The organism is Microcystis sp. LEGE 00066, assembly GCF_015207925.1.
GTDB lineage: Bacteria > Cyanobacteriota > Cyanobacteriia > Cyanobacteriales > Microcystaceae > Microcystis > Microcystis ichthyoblabe_A.
This window is the reverse complement of sequence record NZ_JADEVX010000067.1, coordinates 1-22,108: the sequence shown is the minus strand read 5'-3', so window position 1 is coordinate 22,108 and position 22,108 is coordinate 1. Positions and strand designations below refer to the sequence as shown.

Annotated in this window: 19 protein-coding genes and 1 pseudogene; 9 read left to right on the top strand and 11 right to left on the bottom strand. The window is 42.9% G+C overall.

The window, feature by feature from the left end; translation table 11 throughout:
• Positions 1-50 precede the first annotated feature (50 nt).
• Positions 51-2,699, bottom strand: coding sequence for a DNA mismatch repair protein MutS (gene mutS / locus IQ224_RS11335; protein ID WP_002742949.1), 2,649 nt, complete (start codon positions 2,697-2,699; stop codon positions 51-53).
• Between the two features lie 187 nt (positions 2,700-2,886).
• On the bottom strand, positions 2,887-3,633 hold the full coding sequence (locus IQ224_RS11330; protein ID WP_002742951.1) for a metallophosphoesterase family protein: 747 nt from the start codon (positions 3,631-3,633) through the stop codon (positions 2,887-2,889).
• 182 nt (positions 3,634-3,815) lie between these two features.
• Here IQ224_RS11330 and hemF point away from each other — a divergent pair, with 182 nt between their 5' ends.
• The 3 genes from hemF (at position 3,816) to IQ224_RS11315 (ending at position 8,392) form a co-directional block, all read left to right on the top strand.
• The gene (gene hemF, locus IQ224_RS11325) at positions 3,816-4,838 is read left to right on the top strand and encodes an oxygen-dependent coproporphyrinogen oxidase (protein ID WP_194032955.1); all 1,023 of its coding nucleotides are present in this window, start codon (positions 3,816-3,818) and stop codon (positions 4,836-4,838) included.
• A 185-nt stretch (positions 4,839-5,023) separates the two neighbouring features.
• Positions 5,024-5,998 (top strand): tRNA lysidine(34) synthetase TilS, encoded by a 975-nt coding sequence (gene tilS / locus IQ224_RS11320; protein ID WP_002742954.1) that lies wholly within the window; start codon positions 5,024-5,026, stop codon positions 5,996-5,998.
• Positions 5,999-6,091: 93 nt separating this feature from the next.
• The gene (locus IQ224_RS11315; protein ID WP_194032954.1) at positions 6,092-8,392 is read left to right on the top strand and encodes an ATP-dependent helicase; all 2,301 of its coding nucleotides are present in this window, start codon (positions 6,092-6,094) and stop codon (positions 8,390-8,392) included.
• Here the strand turns inward: IQ224_RS11315 and IQ224_RS11310 are convergent.
• Positions 8,357-8,596, bottom strand: coding sequence for a DUF6737 family protein (locus tag IQ224_RS11310; RefSeq protein ID WP_194032953.1), 240 nt, complete (start codon positions 8,594-8,596; stop codon positions 8,357-8,359). The two genes, IQ224_RS11315 and IQ224_RS11310, sit on opposite strands and share 36 nt — an antisense overlap.
• A 126-nt stretch (positions 8,597-8,722) precedes the next feature.
• On the opposite strand from IQ224_RS11310, the gene IQ224_RS11305 reads away from it, so the two are divergent.
• A complete protein-coding gene (locus IQ224_RS11305; RefSeq protein WP_194032952.1) occupies positions 8,723-9,289 on the top strand; it encodes a hypothetical protein in 567 nt (188 codons plus the stop codon).
• Positions 9,290-9,323: 34 nt separating this feature from the next.
• On the opposite strand, the gene IQ224_RS11300 is transcribed toward IQ224_RS11305, so the two are convergent.
• The 3 genes from IQ224_RS11300 to IQ224_RS11290 all read right to left on the bottom strand — a co-directional run bounded on the left by IQ224_RS11300 (position 9,324) and on the right by IQ224_RS11290 (position 11,638).
• The gene (locus IQ224_RS11300) at positions 9,324-10,205 is read right to left on the bottom strand and encodes a 4-hydroxybenzoate solanesyltransferase (protein WP_194032951.1); all 882 of its coding nucleotides are present in this window, start codon (positions 10,203-10,205) and stop codon (positions 9,324-9,326) included.
• 155 nt (positions 10,206-10,360) lie between these two features.
• Positions 10,361-10,858 (bottom strand): DUF427 domain-containing protein, encoded by a 498-nt coding sequence (locus tag IQ224_RS11295; RefSeq protein WP_002735494.1) that lies wholly within the window; start codon positions 10,856-10,858, stop codon positions 10,361-10,363.
• A gap of 264 nt (positions 10,859-11,122) precedes the next feature.
• Complete coding sequence (locus tag IQ224_RS11290; protein WP_194032950.1) at positions 11,123-11,638, bottom strand: DUF1499 domain-containing protein; 516 nt, start codon at positions 11,636-11,638, stop codon at positions 11,123-11,125.
• A 70-nt stretch (positions 11,639-11,708) separates the two neighbouring features.
• Between IQ224_RS11290 and IQ224_RS11285 the strand changes: the two genes are divergently transcribed.
• Positions 11,709-11,912, top strand: coding sequence for a hypothetical protein (locus IQ224_RS11285; protein ID WP_150978442.1), 204 nt, complete (start codon positions 11,709-11,711; stop codon positions 11,910-11,912).
• Positions 11,913-11,984: 72 nt separating this feature from the next.
• On the opposite strand, the gene IQ224_RS11280 is transcribed toward IQ224_RS11285, so the two are convergent.
• The gene (locus tag IQ224_RS11280) at positions 11,985-12,449 is read right to left on the bottom strand and encodes an SRPBCC family protein (RefSeq protein WP_002742963.1); all 465 of its coding nucleotides are present in this window, start codon (positions 12,447-12,449) and stop codon (positions 11,985-11,987) included.
• 326 nt (positions 12,450-12,775) lie between these two features.
• Positions 12,776-13,023 (bottom strand): annotated as a pseudogene (locus IQ224_RS11275) (hypothetical protein).
• Between the two features lie 327 nt (positions 13,024-13,350).
• Between IQ224_RS11275 and IQ224_RS11270 the strand changes: the two are divergent.
• The 3 genes from IQ224_RS11270 to IQ224_RS11260 all read left to right on the top strand — a co-directional run bounded on the left by IQ224_RS11270 (position 13,351) and on the right by IQ224_RS11260 (position 14,510).
• A complete protein-coding gene (locus tag IQ224_RS11270) occupies positions 13,351-13,548 on the top strand; it encodes a type II toxin-antitoxin system HicB family antitoxin (protein WP_002788008.1) in 198 nt (65 codons plus the stop codon).
• A 291-nt stretch (positions 13,549-13,839) separates the two neighbouring features.
• The gene (locus tag IQ224_RS11265; RefSeq protein ID WP_002736772.1) at positions 13,840-14,109 is read left to right on the top strand and encodes a hypothetical protein; all 270 of its coding nucleotides are present in this window, start codon (positions 13,840-13,842) and stop codon (positions 14,107-14,109) included.
• Positions 14,110-14,273: 164 nt separating this feature from the next.
• Positions 14,274-14,510: a type II toxin-antitoxin system Phd/YefM family antitoxin gene (locus IQ224_RS11260; protein WP_194032949.1), complete on the top strand. Its 237-nt coding sequence runs from the start codon at positions 14,274-14,276 to the stop codon at positions 14,508-14,510.
• A 597-nt stretch (positions 14,511-15,107) separates the two neighbouring features.
• Here the strand turns inward: IQ224_RS11260 and IQ224_RS11255 are convergent.
• From IQ224_RS11255 to IQ224_RS11245, 3 genes are all read right to left on the bottom strand, one after another.
• Positions 15,108-17,567, bottom strand: coding sequence for a formylglycine-generating enzyme family protein (locus IQ224_RS11255; protein ID WP_228036200.1), 2,460 nt, complete (start codon positions 17,565-17,567; stop codon positions 15,108-15,110).
• A gap of 161 nt (positions 17,568-17,728) precedes the next feature.
• Positions 17,729-18,367 carry a hypothetical protein gene (locus IQ224_RS11250; RefSeq protein WP_194032948.1) on the bottom strand — a complete coding sequence of 213 codons (639 nt, stop codon included), beginning with the start codon at positions 18,365-18,367 and terminating at the stop codon, positions 17,729-17,731.
• A gap of 453 nt (positions 18,368-18,820) precedes the next feature.
• Positions 18,821-21,133: a DUF4129 domain-containing transglutaminase family protein gene (locus tag IQ224_RS11245; RefSeq protein ID WP_194032947.1), complete on the bottom strand. Its 2,313-nt coding sequence runs from the start codon at positions 21,131-21,133 to the stop codon at positions 18,821-18,823.
• Positions 21,134-21,310: 177 nt separating this feature from the next.
• Between IQ224_RS11245 and IQ224_RS11240 the strand changes: the two genes are divergently transcribed.
• Positions 21,311-22,048 (top strand): phycocyanobilin:ferredoxin oxidoreductase, encoded by a 738-nt coding sequence (locus IQ224_RS11240; RefSeq protein WP_004157093.1) that lies wholly within the window; start codon positions 21,311-21,313, stop codon positions 22,046-22,048.
• Positions 22,049-22,108 lie beyond the last annotated feature (60 nt).

The following is a 22,108-nucleotide window of genomic DNA, read 5'->3' as shown; positions in this document are numbered from 1 at the left end:
ACCCCACACCCCACACCCTGCCTCCACCAACAAACTTTTTGCCGCAAACCCTACTTACTGTCATCAAAAATATCTAACTGCTGCAGAGAGGGGGAATTATCCGACTTAACTGGTTTAATTTTCTTAATTCCTTGACGCAAACCGATCGCAATTTTACTATGTTTTTCGATTTGACCCATCACCTGCATGGCACGATCGATCACAGAAGCTGGTAAACCGGCTAATCTCCCCGCTTCGATACCGTAGGATTTATCCGCGCCTCCCGGTCGTACTTGGTGCAAAAATACTATCTCATGGGGTAATTCTTTGACTGTTACCTGATAATTAGCCACATTCTCTAAAATTGAAGCTAATTCGTTCAGTTCGTGGTAGTGAGTGGCGAAAATCGTCCGCGATTGCAGTACCGTGGCTAAATACTCCGCCACAGCCCAAGCTATGGATAAACCGTCAAAAGTGGCTGTACCCCGGCCAATTTCGTCTAATAATACTAATGATCTGTCTGTGGCGTGATTGAGAATATTGGCAGTTTCGTTCATTTCCACCATAAAGGTGGATTGGCCAGTAGCGAGGTCATCCACAGCCCCCACCCGGGTGAAAATGCGATCGCAGATGGAGATTTTGGCCGACTTTGCCGGGACAAAACTGCCGGTTTGGGCCAACAATTGAATTAATCCCACCTGTCGCAGATAACAACTTTTGCCACTAGCATTGGGACCGGTGAGAATAATCAAGTCAGGATATTCTAAACCTTCCTGATTGCCCAAATTAATCGAATTCGGCACAAAAAAGCCGGCCCCAAGGGATTGTTCCACCACGGGATGACGACCATCTTTAATATCGATAAGACGACCATCGGCGATTTCCGGGCGACAATATCCCTGATAAACGGCGATTTCTGCCAATGCTGCCAACACATCCAAAGCGGCGACTTTTGTGGCCACTTCCCGGATTTCTGGGGAAAATTCGGCCACTTGACGGCGTAAATCGCTAAAAATCTCGTATTCTAGGTTATTTAATTCATCTACTGCCGTCAGAATTATATTTTCTTTCTCCTTTAACTCGGTGGTGATATAACGTTCCTCATTGACCAAAGTTTGCTTACGCACATACTCTTTTGGGGCGAAATCAGCTTTACTGCGGGGTAAACTGATATAATAACCGAAAGTTTTGTTATAATTAACCTTAAGGTTACTAATACCCGTTCTTTCTTTCTCTGTCGTCTCCAGATTCTTAAACCAATCGATTACTTCCTGATAGTCGCGCCGCAGGGCATCCAATTGGGCATCAATTCCCTCACGAATCACCCCCCCTTCCTTCAGATGCAGCGGAGGAGATTCCACCAGATGCGCTATCACCTGCTGGCCTAATTTTTCCAAATCGGCGGGAATTTGCTGTAAAGCTTTCAAATAGGGCGAATTTCCCGAAGCAACCAAAGCCGCTAAATCGGCTAATTTGACTAAAGATGCCGCTAGGGAAAGTAAATCGCGGGCGTTAGCCGTTCCTGCGCCAACGCGACCGCTTAAACGTTCTATATCGTAGATTTCCCTTAATTTTTGCCGAATATCTTGGCGCAGGGCGGGATTATCCTTTAACTCTTGGATAGTATCTTGACGGGCGCGAATACCGCGAGAATCTAAGAGGGGTTGCAGTAACCAACGACGTAAAGCGCGACTACCCATGGCCGTACAAGTACGATCGATCGCCCATAATAGAGAACCATAGAAGCTACCATCGCGCACCGTTTGGGTAATTTCAAGGTTGCGACGGGTTTGCCCATCTAAAATCAAAAATTCCGAGATAGAGTAGGTTTTTAAAGGTTGTAGGGGGACTTGATTGGCTTTTTGGGTATCTTCAATGTATTCTAATAGGCCCCCAGCTGCGCGAATGGCGAGGGGTAAATGTTCGCAGCCCATCCCCTCTAGGGAACGCATTTTATAGGTGATTAGGAGACGATTTTTCGCTTCTGTGAGAGTAAAGATAGTTTGGGGACGGAGGGAATAACAAAAACTATCGGGTAAACAGGGGGGGAGATGGTCGGATTTTTCCCCGGGACGCAAAATACGGTTTAAATCGGGGGCATTGATGGGAAAAAGGATTTCTGAGGGCTGTAAACGGGTTAATTCTAGGCTTAAAGCCGTTAAATCGCTGGCTTGGGTGGTGTAGAATTCTCCGGTGGAGATGTCTGCATAGGCTAATCCCCAATTTTCTCCGGTAATCACCACTGCAGCCAGAAAATTATTCTTTTTTGCGTTTAACATTCCCTCATCAGTGAGGGTTCCGGGGGTGAGCAGTTTGGTGATAGCGCGTTCTACGAGTCGTTTTTCGGCGGCTGCTTCCGTCGAATCCTCTACTTGGTCACAAATCGCCACCGCATAGCCTTTTTCCACCAATAAACGACTATAGCGCTCTAGGGCGTGGTGGGGAACCCCGGTCATGGCGACTCTCCCAATCCCTTTACCCCCTTCCTTGCTGGTGAGAACTAATTCCAATTCTCTGGAGATAATCACCGCGTCCTGAAAGAAACACTCGAAAAAATCGCCCACACGATAGAGTAAAAGAGCATTGGGATAGGTTTCTTTTACCTCCACATAATGCTGGTACATGGGGGTGAGTTTATCGCGATCGAGTCCGCGATAATCACGATGGGGATCTTTATTGGTAGCCGGTGGTTCTAGGGGAAAATCCGAGGGGAGAGTCATGGGTGAAGGAAAGCTGGACAATTCTTTATTCAATTTACCGCTCTTGAGAACCTACGATCAAAGAATCCCAATAGCCTAAGCTGCTGGTTCGCGTTATTCAACCCAGGGATTAATATCTGAGCTATCTGGGGGGGATTTGGCATCACTCCCCGTCCGAGAATTATATTTTTGTTAATAACAGTTATTTTTAAGGGGTGGGCTGCACTCTTTTATTATAAACTTCGGCGGGATTAATTGAGGTGGTTATATCTTCTAAATCGAATTTTCGCCTGGTTTTATCTTTGGTATTGACCTGATAAACCAAACGATTAGTGATATCTAATCCAGTTAACCAATTACTGTGGGGATGATAGGCTCCCGTGTCGATATCTAACCAACCGGCACCGGCGACTAATTGCCCCGGACTTACCTCCGGAAAAGTAAAGGTAATCGTGTGGCCAGTGATAATCAATTTATCACTAAAAAAAGGTTCTGGCATACTGTGGAATTGATCGCGGATCCAACAAAAATGAGTGGCATCTTGTTCTTCGAGGGGTAAATGGGGATAAACCCCAGCATGAACCAGCCAAATATCGCCTAAATCGAGGTAAAGAGGCAAGGTTTTCAGCCAATCGATGTGATCTTGCGGTATTTTGTGATTATAGCTCGCGAGAGTAGCATGACCGCCACTATAAAGCCAAGCCGGCAACATTTCCCCCATCATTCTTTGGCTGCCCAACACTTCTAGCAGCATCTGTTCATGATTGCCCAATAGACAACGATAGCGGTGTTGACGGACCAATTCAACTACTTGGGCGCTATTGGGACCACGATCAATTAAATCGCCCAAGAAATAAACCGGTTCCTTTTCTTGAGGCGCGATTGCTTCCATTAGCTGCAAAAGAGCATCGTATTGACCGTGAACGTCACCGATGATGATTCGACGGGAGGACATGGTGGTAGAAGTTGGGTATCTGTGTTATTGTCCCCGGAGCGGGACTAACTCTAATATGCGCTCCGGCGCTCCCCACTTCCCCACCGCCAATCCCTCTAAATGTTAAGTTAAGTATCGAAGAGCGGCCGTTTCATCACCTAGTAGTAATATAATCACTGAGTTATCAATTTTGATCCTTGAGTATGACTGCATTCACCACAACCCCCACCCTTGCCAATTTGCCCGCCAGTGACAGCCGTAGCCGCGTCAGTGAATTTATGAAATCCCTACAGGATGAAATTTGTCGGGGATTAGAAGAAGTGGATGGAAAAGCAAAATTTATCGAAGATAGTTGGCAACGGCCCGAAGGTGGCGGCGGACGTTCGCGAGTTTTGCGGGAAGGGGCAATTTTTGAACAAGCAGGGGTGAATTTTTCGGAAGTTTGGGGGAAAGAATTACCTCCTAGCATTGCCAAACAACGGCCCGAGGCTGCCGGTCATCAATTTTACGCCACGGGAACCTCGATGGTTTTGCATCCTCGCAATCCTTATATTCCCACGGTTCACCTCAATTATCGCTATTTTGAAGCAGGTCCGGTTTGGTGGTTTGGCGGTGGTGCCGATTTAACTCCCTACTATGCTTTTGAAGAAGATGCTAGTCATTTTCACCGCACTTTTAAACAGGTTTGCGACCAACATCATCCCGAATATTATCCCGTTTTTAAACGCTGGTGTGATGAATATTTTTATCTCAATCATCGTCAGGAAGCCAGAGGCATCGGTGGGATTTTCTTTGATTACCAAGACGGTTTAGACCCTCTCTATCGCGGTCCTTTTGCCGAAAGTGATGCCGCTATCTATTCCGAAAAATTATCTCCCCAACAACCCCGCAACTGGGAAGAAATTTTTAGTTTCATTAATGACTGTGGCCGGGCTTTTCTACCCGCTTACGTTCCCATTGTCCAGAAACGCCGCTCGACGGAATACGGTGACAGAGAACGTCAGTTTCAACTCTATCGTCGCGGTCGTTATGTAGAATTTAATTTAGTTTATGATCGTGGCACAATTTTTGGGTTGCAAACTAACGGTCGTACCGAATCAATTTTGATGTCTTTACCTCCTTTAGTTCGTTGGGAATACTGTTATCAACCAGCACCAAATACCCCAGAAGCAAAACTCTATGATGTCTTCCTAAAACCCCAAGATTGGGTTAATTGGCAAGGTTAAATCAGTTATCAGTTATCAGTTATCAGTTACCAGATTTGAGTTTTAAGTGAGCATTATGTATTAAGTGAGCAGTATTAAATAGCAGTTTCCTACTATCTTTTTACTGTTTACTGTTCACTGATTACTGTTCACTGTTCACTGAAAATACTTCCCACATCCTTGTCAAGTAAATAAATCTAAAAATTTTGGCTAATTTTTGGACACCTCTCCATACTCGTCTGGAAACCACGGTGAAAAAGGGACAATTACTACCTAAAAATGCGTCTCTATTAGTGGCATTGTCGGCAGGTCAGGATTCCCTCTGTTTAAGTCAATTATTGCTGGATTTGCGCTCTCGTTGGGGTTGGCAACTAGCGATCGCTCACTGTGATCACCGTTGGTCCCAGGACAGAGGATTAGTGGATCATGTGCGGAAAATCGCCGAAATTTGGCAATTACCCGTTTATATTGCCACCGCACCCCCCATGGCGGAAACGGAAGCCAAGGCCCGACAATGGCGTTATCAAGCTTTACAAACAATCGCCCAAGAACAGGGTTTTAATTATCTTCTCACGGCACACACGAGGAGCGATCGAGCGGAAACTTTTCTTTATAATCTCACGCGCGGAGCCGGTAGTGATGGACTTTCTGCCTTAACTTGGTTGACAAGTTTAACCCCGGATATTTTTTTAGTCCGTCCCCTCTTAAATGTCACTCGCGGGGAAACTTTCGCTTTTTGTCAAAGTCGAGAATTGCCGATCTGGTACGATCGAGCTAATGAAAATTTACGCTATGCTCGCAATCGTATCCGTCAGGAATTATTACCCTACCTGCAAACTAATTTAAATCCCCAAATCGAAAAACATCTCGCCCAGACTGCCGAAATTTTGGAAGCAGAAAGCGATTATTTAGATAGTATTGCCAGGAATATTTTTCGTCAGGTTATCGATCTAGATCAACAAAGACTCGATCGCTCCCCTTTACAAATTCTACCTCTAGCGATACAAAGACGAGTGATTCGTTTATTTTTGGCTCAATATTTACCCTCATCCCCTAATTTTGCCGAAGTTGAGTCAGTGGTTAATCTCATTACTGGTGTTAATCGCGATGCCACTTCTTCCTTAACCGGCAAAATTCGGGTAGAAGTACAACAAAATTGGCTATATATCAGTGATCAGTGATCAGTTATCAGTGATCACTGATCAGATTACAGTTTTAAGTGGACAGTGTTAATAGTAATACAATTAAACTAAAAATAAAATTGGCGGGGCATAATGAGCGAAACTAAAGTAATTAATCGAGAAAATTTACTGGTAAATCTCCGGCAACAACTGCGTGCGGGACAACAGGAATTAGCCGATTGGCAAGGGGGAAAAATGGCCATTTCTGCGGTGCCGGGGGCGGGAAAATCCCACAGTTTAGCCGTAGCTGCCGCCATGGTTATTGCTCGTGAGCAACTTCATGCTAAAAAACAGTTAATTATTGTCACCTACACGCGCTCGGCTGCCGCTAGTATTAAAGCTAAAATTAAACAACGCTTGCAAGATTTACAACTTTCGGCCCAAGGTTTCAGCGTCCAAACTCTGCACGGACTCGCCCTACAATTGGCCCGTCGTTACCCAGAATTATCGGCATTAGACCTCGAATCTTCTACCTTAGTTATTCCGACTCCTAGCCATAGAATTATTAGAAACTCAGTAGAAAAATGGCTAATTGCCGATCCAATTCGTTATCAAAAGTTATTAGAAGGAGTAGAATTTGATGGGGAAGAAACAGAAAGATTACGCCGTCAATCGGTGCTGAGAACCGAAATTTTACCTAGTCTTGCCTATACGGCCATTCATGAGCTAAAAAGTTCGGGATTATCACCGCAGCAAGTTTGGGAATTAAGCCACTATACCGACGATAATTATCAAATTCTCGCTATTGCTAGTGGTTTGTACCAACAGTATGAAATCCTGATGCGTCAGAAAAACTATATAGATTATGATGACATGATTTTAGGAGCCTTGCGGGTATTAGAGGAAGAAAAAATTCGCCGACAATGGCAAAAATCTGTCTTTGGAGTCTTTGAAGATGAGGCACAGGATTCTAGTCCTCTCCAAGAAAAACTAATTACTATTTTAGCAAAAAATAATGATGGGGAAATACCTAATTTAATTCGCGTCGGCGATCCCAATCAAGCCATTAATTCCACCTTTACTCCCGCCGATCCTGTTTACTTTAATTGGTTTTGTGAAAGTTGTCAAAACGAAGGCAATTTATCCACTATGAACCAAGCAGGTCGCAGCAATACTAAAATTATTGAAGCTGCTAATTTAGTTTTACAATGGGTCGATCGAGATTGGAAACAGGGGAAAGATAATCATAAAGTTACCGAGGCTCCTTTTCGGGTTCAAGCGATTCTTCCCGTCGGTGCTGAAGATCCCCAACCTAATCCAGTTAAGGAGGGAAAAGGATTAGAAATTTATCAACCCGATCACATTTATCAAACAGTGGAATTAATTGAAAAACGTCTAGTTAAATTACTTCAAGAAAACCCTCAACATAATGCCGCTATCCTCGTTAGAGAAAATCGACAAGGACACTTTTTTGCTCAAAAATTCGCCCATTTTTACAAAAGTTATCAAATCAGAATTTTTGAAGCTAACGAGATCGATCGCTTTTCCCAAATTCCCGCCGAAATGCTGAAACTATTGGCTTTTGTCGAACGTCCCCACTCTCCCGATTATCTCAAAGCGGCCTTAGAAGTGCTACAATTTAGGGGTTTAATTACTGCCCAAGACTTAAATCCTTTAGTTACCTATCCCGAACAATTTCTTTATCCCACTCCCCTCGATCCCGAACTGAAATCTAACGAAAAAATTGCCCGTCGTTATTGCTGCAGTTTACTAAAAGCTAGATTAGAATTACCCCATTATCAACTCCTGTCTTTTTTCGCTATGACTCTCCAATATTCGGGGTCAGAATTAGCAACTTTGCAAAAATTAACCGCCCGTATTTATCAGGAAACTGCTGGTAATAGTTCTCTGAAAAATACAATTAATACTCTTAATGAAATTATCGCCTCTGAGCGCTTTGAAGGAGTGGAAGAAGATAACGACGATTGTTATACTCGTCCCGGACAACTGACGATTATTACTATGCACAAAGCCAAGGGTTTAGACTGGGATTATGTTTTTATTCCCTTTCTTCACGAAGATATTATCCCTGGCAAACCTTGGGTTCCCAATGGGGCGAAATTTTTGGCAGATTTTACCCTCGCAGAAGTGGCCCGGGCGCAAATTCGAGCAGCAGTTCATCAACGCTATTTAAACCCCGACAGCATACCAATTATTCCCCCACCTTTAAGCGCTTGGTTAGAAGCTGGACAACTTAAAAAAGCTGAAGAATACCGACTTTTGTATGTAGCGATGACGCGAGCAAAAAGACTTTTATGGATATCGAGTGAAAAAAAAGCTCCTTTTCGTTGGAACACTTTTCGCGGGGATGAAAGTAGTCAATTACAGGATAAAAATCCCTGTCCTGTCTTTCCTGTTTTAATCAATGCTTTCCCCGATTCTTTCTGTGTTTAACTGTTGCTGCAGCGTCCGGGGATAAAGAATTAGGAAGACAAACCACCACAGGAGTATGGGAATAGATAGGAGTAGGGTTAACCAGAGACGCTGGGTTAAAAACCAACAGGTGGCAATCAGGGTAATTCCTGTCAATAAAATCGACCAAGGTTGACACCAACGGGGTTTGTAGTCCCAAACGTTATCGGATTTCGAGTTAGACATTGGTTAAAGCTCTGTAATTTACTAACTTGATTTTATCGTACCTGACTATTCAGATAACTGCTACAATTTTGGGTAATTCTATTAATAGAGTTTCTTATCTCTAGACAAACTAAGCTAAATTTTCCTATGATTGATGTCTTTTATCCGATTCCCAAGCTGTTAGATACTATTCTGACGGAGATTTATGCCGAAAATCGCCGTAAACATGAAGAAAGAATAGCAGAATTACAAGTAATCTCTAATTCTTCCCTTCGCGATGCCTACGCTCAACAGCTATTATTAGATCGATTTCTTGCCCCCGTGGAAAATGCTCAACATAGCATTCAAAATGCCGCTAAACACGCTCAGTACATGGCAGAAGTAGTTAATTATTATCATCATGACCATGGCTGTAGTCAAGAGCAAGCTCAAGAAATATCCCGTCAATTTCGGGCTTTAGCAGTTAAAATTTCTCAAATTGACTCTCTTTACGATTTAAAAATCATTTATCAAGTAGTTACTGTTTTCACCCAGCAATTATCAAGATTTAAACACCGAGAAAGAAATTATTCTTGGGAAAGGGAAATCAGAAAGGGTATTTTAGATCCCTTAAATACCTGCATTGCTGTGGAAAAAAATTTTCAAAGACGGGTAGCTTTGATGACTGGTGAACCCGCATCAGCTAGGGTAATGGGATTATTAGAGTCAGAATAGACAAACTGACTCTACGGACATTTTTGGGGGAGTTTTAATACAAACTCCCCGCAATCATAGCCGCTAATAAAATAAAACCGACCCAAACATTTTGACCGAACATTTGACCATAAACTGGTTTGGGTAAATCCGATTGACGTAACAGCCGGTATTGACGCAACCAAGCGATCGCCGATAGACCCAACCCTAGCCAAAAAAAGGATGATAACTGCATTTTTTGCCCCTCCCAAGCCAATAAACCCACTGTTAGGGCAAAAAAGACCCCCACGGCTTCTGGGGCGTATTTGCCGAAAAATATGGCACTGGAGTTAATACCAACCTTGAGATCATCCTCTCGATCGGACAGAGCATAAATAGTATCAAATGCCAATGTCCAAAAAATCACCGCTCCCCATAATATAAATGTATTACTATTTAACGACCCAGTGACGGCACTCCAACAGATTAAAACCGCAAAACCCCAAGCGAGAGAAAGAACCAATTGGGGTACGGGAAAAAAACGCTTGGCGAGAGGATAGCAGATAATCAAGGGAACGGCGGCTAAACATAGGCAAAAACTCAGGAAATTCAGATATAAAGCTAAAATTGCGGCGCACAAGAAAGCAATCAGAGCGATAATCAAACCAACCTTGATCGATAAAGCTCTGGCCGCTAAAGGACGGTTACGAGTGCGATCGACCTGTGGATCGATATCCCGATCCCAAAGATCGTTAACCACACAGCCGGCGGCGCTAGTAGCCAAAGTTCCCAAAATGATCACCCCGATCAAGGGTAGTGGTGGCACCCCGTCTGCCGCCAAAAATACCGCCCATAAAGCGGGAACCATCAAAATTAACCTACCGGCGGGTTTATCCCAGCGCAAGAGGCGAATAATCGTCATCCAAGTGGGTTCTAGATCGGGTTGGGATATAGTCATAATTTCTCGTAAAAAGTAGAAACTAGGAGTTAAGGGGAATTATGAATTATAAATTATGAATTATGAAGTGGGAAGTGGGAAGAAAAAAGCTGCCTTTTGACTTTTGCCTTTCCTAACCAAGAAGTTAATTTTGCACGACTACTTACTTAACGTGATTACCAGCCCCAACTATTGGGAACGCCTTTAAACGGACCCACCACATCGGAGGTTATCCATCCCCCGTAAAAGTTGCCCGGTTGCGGTTGTACTAATTCCCCGTCGGCATAACAAGCGCTCATTTTGGCGGGATAAAAAGCCAGATAATTCTTAATTGCCTGAAACTCTGGTGTCGGATCTGGATAATACCAAGCGACGTTAATTGCCTGTTGATCCCCAACGGTGATATTGTAATATCCCGCTAGACCTTTCCACTCACAAAAAGACTTTTCTGCTGTGGCTTGCAGGTATTCCATTTTAATATCTTGGGGCGGTAGATAATAAACTGGAGGATGACTGGTTTCTAGAACTCGATAACTGCTTTTAGTATCGGCAATTATCACACCATTAAAGATGATTTTTAGGTGTTTAGGCGATAATTCTAGGCGCGGGGGACGAGGATAATCCCAGACGGATTCCTGTCCTGCTTTTGCTGGTATTGGTTGGGGACGAAACATAATTTTTCTTATATTATTCTCCGAGTCAGTATTCTCTGAGTCATTTCACCGTTTACTGATTACTGATTACTGATTGGGTGCATCTCCTATTGGTGACTTTCTCTCACATATAGGTGAGCAGCACAAGTCATTTAAAGAGGGCGAATGCAATTCGCCCCTACAATAATAATATTATCGCACCAATGGTAGGGGCGCATCGCGTGCGCCCAAATGTAGTATAGATATTTCTACAAAATTGAGATGCACCCGATTACTTTTCACTGTTTACTGTTTACTGATCACTGAAAAGAGTTTTCTCAGGGTTTCCACTCGTTCTCGATTGACATTTAAATCCGATTCTCCTAACCGGGAGGCCGAGCGAACATCGATCGCATTTTTGCTAGGATTAAGAGAAAATTCCAGATCATCGACAAATCCCATCCATTGACTGCTAAATTCGGCGTAGAGATAGTTACTATCTTGGTTAATAATTTTAGTTCTCGGTTGGGAAGCGATAATTTTAGCTAATTGCTCGATCGCTTTTTCCCCGCTACCCTGATAACTAAGGGGTTCGATCGAATGAGCCGGATCCTGACTCTGACTACTAACACAATTAGGAGTGACTGGACAAGGGGCCAGTTTACCTTCCCTGACTCCCAAATAATCGGGACGAGTACCAGCGAATAAACTGACGCTATCGGGAGCAATTAACCTAATTCCTAGCCAGATGAGCAGTATTCCCAGGAAAATAAACGGGGTTAGCCGGAAAGATTTTTTCACCGTGTCGGAAGTTTCAGTCATGCTAGTCTTACAGAATCACTTCAATTAACTTAACATTGATAGGTGTGACAATATCAGGAGATAGAATAAGATGTTTCTCGATGAATTACAACCCGTTGTTAAAGAACTGATTCAACAACCGATCGCTTTTTTCGGTGGTTTTGCCTCTGGATTACTCCACTTGAAACTTTCGGACGATCCCCTGAAAACATGGTTAGAACAGCAGGGATTAGTCAGTTTTAACGATAATAATCAGGATAACGGCAACAGTCCCCAGTCGATCTCAATCGATTAGGGATCAGGGGTTAGCTGTTGGGGGTGAGGGTATTCTCCCATCCCCAAAACCCCCGCTTACCACCCCATCAGCTTAACTTGTTGCTGAAAGTAGATAAATTTCTTCGGCTACTCGTTTTAAGCGTCTTAATTGCGCTTCCATATCCTTTTTAGTCCATTTAGCGGCGAATTGCTGGAATCCCCACCCCACAACCGGATTAGGAATCGCAAACTCAAAACGATTGATGAGACAAGTGCCGCTGTCATTGGGTTGACATTCCCAGCGATCGCAACCGCGAAAAAAGCCTTCAAATTGCCAGACAATTAATCCCGGTTCTCTCTCAATCACCGTACTTTTTAGCGTTGGCTGAATTAGGGGAATTTGAATCAAAAAACGACTTCTCCCACCGATATCGGTCTTCCAATCGCCGATAGGTTCACAAACTAACACCGGATTCAACCAACGACGCATTAACTCTAAATCCGTGATACAACGCTCTACCGTCGTGGCACTAGCTTTAATCTGAATTGATTGTTCAAATACTTGACAAGATGACATTGATCTGCTTATAAATTGCTGGCTGAGAATTATCGGTAGTCGGACAAAAATAAAGTTAACTGTGCAGACAAGGCAACAGTAAGGGTTTTGTACTTCGTTACATTTCTTAACATAGTCTTGTTTATCGCCTTTCTCATCAAGATGAAGTGTAACCTAATTTGCTATGGATGACCGGCGATCGACTCCCCAAAACGAAAACTTCCTACCTCACCATTAAGATAACTGCTCTCAAGCTCACTTTTTCCCTAGCTTGAGCAACTCTCGAAAACGTTGGCGTAATCTCTCGATATTAACTGATAATAACATTGGTATCGAGAACAAAGCGTCTAGTCATCTTCATTTAAGAGAGATTCTAAAATTTCAGGGGTTAATCCTCTCTCTTGTGCTTTTTGTCCAATAGTAGCCATCGTTTTATGTAATTTGTCCAGAGATTCTTTTCTAGATAAATTTGAAGATTGAACATAAAAAGCGATTTTTTTTCTATTTTTTGACGATCTTCTTCCGTTGCATTCCCATAAGTTTCAGCAACATCTAAAGGAACTTTGATTTGGATTTCTGTTTGATAGTTTGTCATAATTATATTTTCTTAGTTTAGTTAGTAGTAAAGAAATTTAGTCGAAATTAATAGCCTCCCTTCAGCTAGCGTTACAGTTTAGAAGTCTCAGTTACTCTAGCGCATTGTTAAACTGATTGTCAAGTTTAGTTACTCTCAATTTAAGATATGTAATTTACTTTAGTTGCGAAAAACCAGCACCGCTAGTGTAAGTATTCTTCAGCGCCTGGACTAAATCTAGAGATGACGTTGGGGGAAGGCTAATGCAGGAACGGTAAATAAATTTGGCTGAGTTGTTTGCTATGATTAGGGGTAATTATTAACACTTCTTAAAGAGCGAGTGGGAAAATGAGGCAAGTCATTGTATATCGAGACGAAGACGGCTATTGGATTGTGGAGTGTCCAAGTCTCAAAGGCTGTGTTAGTCAAGGAAAAACGAAAGAAGAAGCTTTGATTAATATAAAAGAGGCGATTGCCGGTTATATTGCGGCTTTAGCGGAAGACGGACTGCCGATTCCAGCAATTATTAGAAACGCCGAAGTCTAACCATTATGAGCGGAATTAATCGCGAGATTTTTCTTGACACTAAGCATATTTCTAAACATCTACCGAATACTCCACAATCACGGAGATTACTGTTACGAGGACGAGCTATTCATGTGTTTAAAGATGAAGATACAATGCTACGAGTTATTCAGGCTATCATGGAAAGGGGTGAATACACGGGTAATGTTCGAAACTATGAGCGCTATGGGCTATTCTTTGCCGAAGCGATTGGTTGTCGAATTAGCCCAGATGGTTTAAAGTCTTCTTTATTCTACGGCGAGGTTAAGATTAATGCAAACAACCAATATCACGCAATTCCTCGAACCCGACCTAGTGAAGGATAATTGGCGCTTCCTAGAAGTTTGGGTGGATTCCATGCAGTCCCCTCCCTATATCCTGCTAGTGTTGATCGATAAGGCGAGGGGGTGTTATGTTTTTGATCCTGCTGAAAAGTACCGTCTCGTCAAGGCGTTTCCAGATTATGAAGAGGCTCAACTCTGGCTCTTGGAAGATGAATACGAACCGATTGAAGGACGATTATCCAGTGAGGAAAGCGCTTAGATTTGTTTAAACTTGTCGTTTGGAATAAAGTCAGAATATCGCCTGACCAGTGCCGTTAGGGTAAGCGCCGAGATAGTTACGAATGGAGTCAGGTTTGGGTAATTGGCGCTAGGATTATCAGAAGATTTTCTTTCGGCACTGGTAGAAAACAATTAGGAGGATTTATGATCCCAGTTAATGAGGCTCAACAAAAGTTGCAGGATTTGATTGATTCAGTGACTGTTTCCCACAAACCCATTATTATTGAGGGATGCGATGGTAATGCAGTTTTGCTATCTGAAGGGAATTGGAAATCGGGACAAGAAACGTTATATCTCCTCTCAATTCCAGGGATGCGAGAATCCATTCGGGAGGGACTGGCAACGCCGGTTGAAGAATGTGCTGAGAAGCTAGAATGGTAAGGTGGAAATTGGTTTACACCAAACAGGCGCAGAAAGACGCTAAGAAGCTTAATTCTAGTCATTTAAAAAATCCTGCGGATGTGAACACATTATGAGTAGCGTTGAGACATCCTTAAATCGTGGACTCCCGTTAGGTTAAGCCGCCGAAAAAAGTTATTTTTTGTCAGGAAAAGCCTTTCTTAAATTTGCTATCCGTCGCTAAAATCATTCATCATCATCCGCTAATAAATAAGATTTCAATTCTTCAAAGTTTCCCTGTTTAGCGCTTCCCATTTCTACCGCCTTAAATAGGGTTTGCTGAATAAATGTGAAATGTAGGCAAGGTCAGGGTTTTGTGGCTTTTCTCGTGAAACAGGTGCAAGATTTTGAGAGAATCGTGCTTCAAAACCTTGCGTCTTCATCGGCCCGCGTCCTGTAGGGGCGAAGCATTCGGGCAGTAACCTATCGGTGAAACCGGAGATTTTCTATCCGAATGCTTCGCCCGTACTTTTTCAGCAAACCCTAAACACTTCCTGAGCGTTAGTAGCAATCTCGGCCCGTCGAGCTTCGATTCGGCGCTTGCGGATTAACTCACAAGCATGGAAGCCGTGATAAATTCTATGGAACACAAACAACACGAAAACCTATTTTTCCCCATAACTCTTGTGTACAATCCCAATCTTGTCCGTAAGTAAAGTTTCCTATGCTATTACGATCAGCACCTCTTGAATTACTACAATCATATACAACCCTGATCCCCTCGGGTGAACCAGTATAGTAATTGCGTTTTTCTACTACGTTTCCACCTCGAAAAAGAAATGTGTTTCCCATTCTTTTCCTACCATGTACACCAATGCCTGAATCTTGACACCATTCATAAACATTGCCATACATATCGTATAAACCCCACGGGTTAGGCTTTTTTCCCCCTACAGGATAAGTGTTGTCGTATGGATTTTCACAATTATATTTAGTGCTTTCAATGCCAATGTTTATGAACTCACTATTCACCTCTAAAATCAATTGATTTGCGCCATCAGCACTATAAGCGTAATCCCATTGATTAATACTAGGTAATGAATAATTCCTCCCTACTTTTTCTGATAACCTACCACAAAATTCTTGAGCGTTATCCCATGTTACTTGTTCGACTGGATAATTATCGCCTATAAAATAAGAGGGGTTAAAAAACATAATTGCTTTAAACTGAGCTTGTGTTATGGGATACTTACTCATCCAAAAAGCATCTAATTTAACTACGGTTGGTTCTGGTTCTAATACAAGAAAGTTACCACCAGGTATCGCAATCATTTCTAATTCAATTCTGTTGCGTAAAACTTCTGTAAAATTCTCCGTAATATTAGGCATACTAGATCTTAACTTTTCCTCCACAACCATCGGCTCCCCCAGCGCCGGTAAGTGGGGAATATTACCAAAACGATTCAATAATTGCCAACCTGCCAAAAGACTATTAATCCCCGCGCTTTGACTAGCATTAATCCCGTCCGCATCCTTAACCTTCTCTAATAACAACTTCAAAGACTCTAAAAACGGCTGATCCTCTTGATAAATAATCCGTTTTAAAAGCTGACAATCAGCGTCATTGTCGAGATCAAAAACTTTATCCGACGGCGCATCATTAGCCCGTAACCAATCGGAAAAAGCCTTATTGCCTTGCTCTAAAGCCAAATACTGATATTGACTTGGTAAATTAGCCAAAGATAACGCCAACTTCATGCGGATTTCAGGCAAACAAGAGGGAGCATCCGATTTTAAAGTATCGTAAAATTGCCCGTAAGCTTTGACAACGGTTGAAATTCCCATCTGCCAAAACTCCGACGTTAAAAAAGAATGATTCTTGTACTTTTCCAACAAATAGGGAATCAAGCTCGGTAACAAAGGTGTATTTTCCCAGGAATTTCCCAGAAAGAGAATATCCGCATAAAGTCCAATGACTAAACAGTGCCATACTGCCAAATACTCATAAAAACTCTTGTAATCTTGGTCGGTGATTTTATACTCTTTGCTAATCGGCAAGTTAGAAGTATCAATGCCGTGCTTTTCTAATTCTTCTTTTTCTGCTAACTCCCTGTTATGAATTTGTAAATTTTCTTCGTTCACCCCGCCCATATTTTTAATATAGGCTTCATCCTTACCCAGAGCTTGTAACTTCTGGCAAGTTACTTCCCACTCCAAAGCCCTTTTTTTCGCTGAATTATTCAGTAAATCAGCAACAGATTGACCCGATAAAATCGTCGCCTGCGTGTAAGAAACATCGCCCCCCGACCAATAACCCGCACGAAAATTGAGTTCCCCCAAGGGAATTTCAGACTCTAAAACTAAAATAGGAATACTTTTTAATTGTGCATGAAGTGCTTGCAGGGCCGAGCCACCGCCGTATTTTTTCGATACCCAACCATTTATCAATTGCACTCGTTTACTATCCAAATAACCCTGATGAAGAAATTGCTCAATTCCCTCATACAAAAACTTCTCATAACTAGCTTGATAGGGTTTACCCGAACTGGGATCGTAATCCAAGCTAGGGGGTGCAAGTAGCACTTTTAAAGGCATTATGCCATGAGCGAAAGAATTTTCCAGTAAATCAGATGCTAAATTGGCGATAGGCGATTTATCTTCCCTAAGCCTTTCCCGCATTTGGATTAAAGCATTTTGATGCTGAATTTGGGTCAAATCACGCTGAAAATTTTGCTGTAACTGCAAAATATCATACTGAATCTTCTTTTCCTGCTCAAAACGCCATTTTTGAAAATCCAGATTTTTTTGATTAATCGCAAAGTTAACCTGCGCCCGAAAAGCCTCAATTTCCTTCGCTCTTTCGTGGTTAAGTTCAGCTAATTCTCTTTGAAATTCTTGATTTTCTCTTTGTTGCAATACGGAAAATTTTAATTGATTATATTGCAATTCTGCGGAATGCTTTCTACTTAATCGAGCAATTTCTTCGGAAGAATCCCGATTTAGCCGACTGATACTTTCAGAAGATTGACGATTTTTTCCTGCTTGCCAAGCATTAATGCCACTTGATGCCAATAAACTTAAGCCATACATCCAAGACATATTTCTAAATCCTCCATAATGGTTTTTTGTAACTTTAATTTAGTCTTAGTCAACCCCAGTAATACAGAAAAATCCTGTCCTGGGCTATCAGAAAGAAGGTAAAAGTCAAGGTTTTTGCCCTCTAATGCGACAGTCTAAAAGCTACCTTTCATAATAACCCTCTAGACTTTTTTCGCCTGTTCTCTTGCTTTTTCAGCCTCCGCTCGATGTTTTTCTGATTCTGCCATTTTATCCTTGGCATCCCGGTCGTGGCTGGCAGCCCCAGACTCATCGTGATGCTCACGAAAGTAATCAGCAGTTTTACTGTGACTCTGAGAACTACTTAAACTATCGTTAGCTTTTTTCTCCAGTTCATTGGCTTTACTTAATAACTCAGAAGCCGTCTCAGAACCAGATCGCTGTGAAAGATGATCCCAATGGGAAGTATGATCTGCGTGGGAATATTGATGGTCTGGGAAACTGTTAGCATGATGAGGGTGATAATCTGCTAAGTGCTGGTTCTCAAAACCTTGATCAAAATGAGAAGGATGATCAACTTGAGAATATTGATGGTCTAATAAACCATTAGCGTGATGGGGTTGATAATCTGCTAAACCCTGATGCTCAAAAGCATTATGGATATGATGAGGCTCATAAATGCTGATATTAGATGGGACAAAGGGATCGTGGTGAACTCCCAAATTAGGGTCGTTTAACAAATCTTGGTGGTCGTGCAAATCCAGCGACGAATCCGCATGAGTATGTAAAGTGTGGGTAGTATCGGACTGATGAAGGTTATGATCAAAGGCTGGTAGATCCATGATGATATCTTGTTAGTGGAGGAATGAGTATTTATTTAAGCTAGGGAATAACTTGATCCAGATAAATTACCCCAATCCTAGCATATTTATTTTAGTCGAAGCCATCGGATTAGTGCAATGCGATCGCCATTTATCAAAGGATCGCCAAGTAATACTAAATCCAGTTATTAAAGACTAATTAGGGCTTGCTGAATAAATATGAAATATAGACGAGGTAAGGATTTTAGGGTTCTGTTTTGCTCTCACAGGTGCAAGATTTTGAGAGAATCGTCGTTCAAAACCTTGCGTCTTCATCGGCCCGCGTCCTGTAGGGGCGAAGCATTCGGACAATAACCTATCGGTGAAACCGTAGATTTTCTATCCGAATGCTTCGCCCGTACTTTTTCAGCAGACCTTAATTATTTAGGATTTGCTGAAAAACTTTTTCGGCAAACCCTAACTATAGGCTCAAGCTCACTTTTTAACTAGCTTGAGCAACTCTCGAAAACGTTGGCGCAGACTCTCAATATTAGCCGATTTCCCGCCATAACGCCAATCAACGTAGGCGCGAGCAATTTCCTCGATAATATTCGCCACTGGCGGCGGTTGGACGCTGCGGGCGGCGGTGGCGTATTCTAAAGGGGTTTGAGCGGGATGTTTACCATAACCGGCTTCTGTTAAGATTCCTAACATTTGCTGGTATAAACGCTCGATTGGTGGTAGTTTTGCCAACTTGCGACCCCGACGCCAACGATGGAACTGTCCCCATCCTAACCAACCAGCGTAAGCGAAAACGACCCCCACTAAACCACCGAGAATTCCCCCGAAAAGACTGCCGGAAATAAAGCGCCATAACCATCCCAATAACTTACCGATAGTAACGATAACATTTTCCCAAATCAGACCGAGAAAACCCGTTACTGGAGAGGGCAACCATCCGGCCACCCATTGCCAAAATTGCTTGAGGACGCTAAAAGGTTCCGCTTCCTCAAAGGATGGGGGAATTAATTCGTGGCCTGGGATAGGATCGAAAGTGTACCAACCGTAACCGGGGAAAAACACCTCTGTGATGGCGTAAGCGTCCGTATTTTGGACAACATAAAAGCCAGTAAAAGGATTAAACTGGCCAGGGGCAAAACCGGTGGCTAATCGGGCAGGAATACCGATCGAGCGTAACATAATCGTTAACACGGTGGAAAAATGATCGGCGTAACCCCCCTGAAAACGAAATAAAAAGGCCGAGACTAAATCCTCATTTTCGGCTAAAAAGGGCAAATCGGCTTTTAATTCGTAGTTTTGCTTCAATGCTTGGGCTAAATATAGGGCCTTCTCGTAGGGAGAGGTTAAAGGTGTGGGAGATTTGGCCAGCAATTCCTCGGTTTTTCGGCGGACTTTCGGGGCAATTTCGGCAGGAATTTGTAAATAATACTTGAGAATAGACTTAGGGTAGGTTTCTGATGCCGATCGCAATTGGCTGCGATTGCGTTCTGGCACTTGTGAGATTACAGTATAAGTTAGCCCTTCTGCTAATCCCCCCGGCGACCTTAAGCTATTTTCTCGGTCTAAAGATACCTGTCGGGTAGGAAAAAAGAGAAACTGGGGCGAGGTAAGAGCAGGGATAATATTCGGTAAACTAGAGACAATGCTGTAGGTTTGGACTACCTGATTAGTTTTGGCCTGGGTTGCGGGTAACGGCACAAAAAAGCGATAGGACCAACTACTGCGATTTAAATCCTCTACTTCCTGATCTCGCGAGATTTGCCACCCTTGACCAGTATAGCGATCAAACGCCATCGCCCGCCAGAATCCGGGGGCTTGGGAACGTACCTGCATGACTGTCTGGGGAGTCATAATTCCCCGCAAATTTTGGTTGATTTGGCTGTTAAAACCGTAATAAAAGGTAGGATCTAGCTGTCCTGACCCTGTAGTGGGACTATTACCGCCATTTACGCCACCATTCCCCGTTTCACCCTCGCGCACATAGCCGGGGTTAACGATTTGTCTGTCTCCCTGTTCAAAATCCTGATTTTCCATACCTGCTGGACTATTGACGGGAAAAGATTGAATTTGATAACCAGGAAAACGCGGCATCAGAGCAAAAATTGTCAATCCCAAGAGGAGAATTGTCAGAAAGAAAATTCCGAAACGTTTGGGAGAAAGGGGAGAATTTTGCAGGGAAACTAATTTTTTTGTAGCTAGACGGGGGGGTTTCTTTGAGAAGAAAGGGAGACTCTGATTGAGATTATCTAAACCTAAACGAGAACGATAGTCTAAAACTAGGGTAGGTAGGGATAAAAGCAGAAAGAGGATTAACCAAGGCGCAAAAGCGAGGGTTTGGGAGATTGTCCCAGCGACTCCCAAGAGAATTAAACCGATTGCCATAGAATAACCTAAATCTTTGCGTCGGGGCAGGTCAAAACTATGGAGAATTTGCAGTTGAATTAATAATTGCGTTAGAGCAATGCGACTATCCTGCATCGCAACGATATCACCCAAGAATAGCGCCAACACTACCAACATTCCGATCGCTATACAAAATTTTGCCCCAATATTGCGCTTTTTCCTGCGTCGCCAACTCCAGATTCCGCCGATAATACTGAGAGGAACCGCCCAAAGACTGGTATAACTATCGGTAGCCACATCGGTGGCGATAATACCCACGATTACTAAAGCTTGCACCAGAATTCTTAAAATAATCGATTCCTCGGTTTCTGGCAAGGGAGAAGATTCTATCTTTTGCCAGAGAGTTTTTAAGGAAGGTCTTGGACGAGCGGCACTGCTAACCATGGGGTAAATTAGGAGAAGGACAAAGAAGTTAATTTTATATTTCCCAGTTCTAATCTCGATCGCTCCATGGGGTAAAGTGGATTTTAGATGTCAGGAGATAGGGAAATAGGGAGATAGGGAGCAAAAAGCTGATAACTGATGACTGATAACTGATAACTGATAACTGATAACTGACCTATGATAGCCGTTACCAACCCTGAAATTTTACCGTTACTTCATCCCCTGATTGGACAATTAGCCACAGCAATTTTGTCCCACTGGGAAAATTATCTTGATTTGTCGCCCTTTGAGTTGCCGGAAGGTTTAGGCTATGTGGAGGGACGTTTAGAAGGGGAAAAATTAATTATCGAGAATCGCTGCTATCAAACTCCCCAATTCCGCAAAATGCACCTAGAACTGGCTAAACTGGGCAATGGTTTGGATATCCTTCACTGTGTCATGTTCCCCCGTCCAGAATATCCGCTGCCGATGTTCGGATGTGATATAGTCTCCGGCAAAGCGGGAATCAGTGCCGCTATTGTGGATCTTTCTCCCACCAGTGGCGATAAAACCCTCTCTAGTGCCTATAATCAAGCTTTAGCGGCTTTACCTGTGGCTAATTTCGCCCAGGCTCGTGATTTGCCCTCTTGGGGTCATATTTTCTCCCAATATTGTCTGTTTATTCGTCCCGAAACCGCCGCCGAGGAACGACAATTTTTACAAAGAGTAACAGATTTCTTGACAATTCACTGCAAATGTGCTAGGGAAAGTCAGCCTCTTTCTGGGGAAGAAGCGCGTATTTATTTACAGGGACAACGGGATTATTGTAGTCAACAGCAGAAAAACGATAAAACTCGGCGTGTACTAGAAAAAGCCTTCGGGTGGGAATGGGCAGAACGTTATATGACGGGGGTTCTCTTTGATTTGCCCGATTAAGTAGGGAGGCACAATTATTTGTAGGATGGGTTAATGGTATAAAACCCTACACCCCACACC

Excerpts from the sequence above, each read along its gene's own strand:
- IQ224_RS11315 (WP_194032954.1), top strand. The coding sequence starts at position 6,092 with ATGAGCGAAACTAAAGTAATTAATCGAGAAAATTTACTGGTAAATCTC.
- IQ224_RS11305 (WP_194032952.1), top strand. The coding sequence starts at position 8,723 with ATGATTGATGTCTTTTATCCGATTCCCAAGCTGTTAGATACTATTCTG.
- IQ224_RS11280 (WP_002742963.1), bottom strand. The coding sequence starts at position 12,449 with ATGTCATCTTGTCAAGTATTTGAACAATCAATTCAGATTAAAGCTAGT.
- IQ224_RS11310 (WP_194032953.1), bottom strand. The coding sequence starts at position 8,596 with ATGTCTAACTCGAAATCCGATAACGTTTGGGACTACAAACCCCGTTGG.
- IQ224_RS11240 (WP_004157093.1), top strand. The coding sequence starts at position 21,311 with ATGATAGCCGTTACCAACCCTGAAATTTTACCGTTACTTCATCCCCTG.
- hemF (WP_194032955.1), top strand. The coding sequence starts at position 3,816 with ATGACTGCATTCACCACAACCCCCACCCTTGCCAATTTGCCCGCCAGT.
- IQ224_RS11300 (WP_194032951.1), bottom strand. The coding sequence starts at position 10,205 with ATGACTATATCCCAACCCGATCTAGAACCCACTTGGATGACGATTATT.
- IQ224_RS11270 (WP_002788008.1), top strand. The coding sequence starts at position 13,351 with ATGAGGCAAGTCATTGTATATCGAGACGAAGACGGCTATTGGATTGTG.
- mutS (WP_002742949.1), bottom strand. The coding sequence starts at position 2,699 with ATGACTCTCCCCTCGGATTTTCCCCTAGAACCACCGGCTACCAATAAA.
- IQ224_RS11255 (WP_228036200.1), bottom strand. The coding sequence starts at position 17,567 with ATGTCTTGGATGTATGGCTTAAGTTTATTGGCATCAAGTGGCATTAAT.
- IQ224_RS11245 (WP_194032947.1), bottom strand. The coding sequence starts at position 21,133 with ATGGTTAGCAGTGCCGCTCGTCCAAGACCTTCCTTAAAAACTCTCTGG.
- IQ224_RS11295 (WP_002735494.1), bottom strand. The coding sequence starts at position 10,858 with ATGTTTCGTCCCCAACCAATACCAGCAAAAGCAGGACAGGAATCCGTC.
- IQ224_RS11265 (WP_002736772.1), top strand. The coding sequence starts at position 13,840 with ATGCAAACAACCAATATCACGCAATTCCTCGAACCCGACCTAGTGAAG.
- IQ224_RS11330 (WP_002742951.1), bottom strand. The coding sequence starts at position 3,633 with ATGTCCTCCCGTCGAATCATCATCGGTGACGTTCACGGTCAATACGAT.
- IQ224_RS11250 (WP_194032948.1), bottom strand. The coding sequence starts at position 18,367 with ATGGATCTACCAGCCTTTGATCATAACCTTCATCAGTCCGATACTACC.
- IQ224_RS11285 (WP_150978442.1), top strand. The coding sequence starts at position 11,709 with ATGTTTCTCGATGAATTACAACCCGTTGTTAAAGAACTGATTCAACAA.
- IQ224_RS11260 (WP_194032949.1), top strand. The coding sequence starts at position 14,274 with ATGATCCCAGTTAATGAGGCTCAACAAAAGTTGCAGGATTTGATTGAT.
- IQ224_RS11290 (WP_194032950.1), bottom strand. The coding sequence starts at position 11,638 with ATGACTGAAACTTCCGACACGGTGAAAAAATCTTTCCGGCTAACCCCG.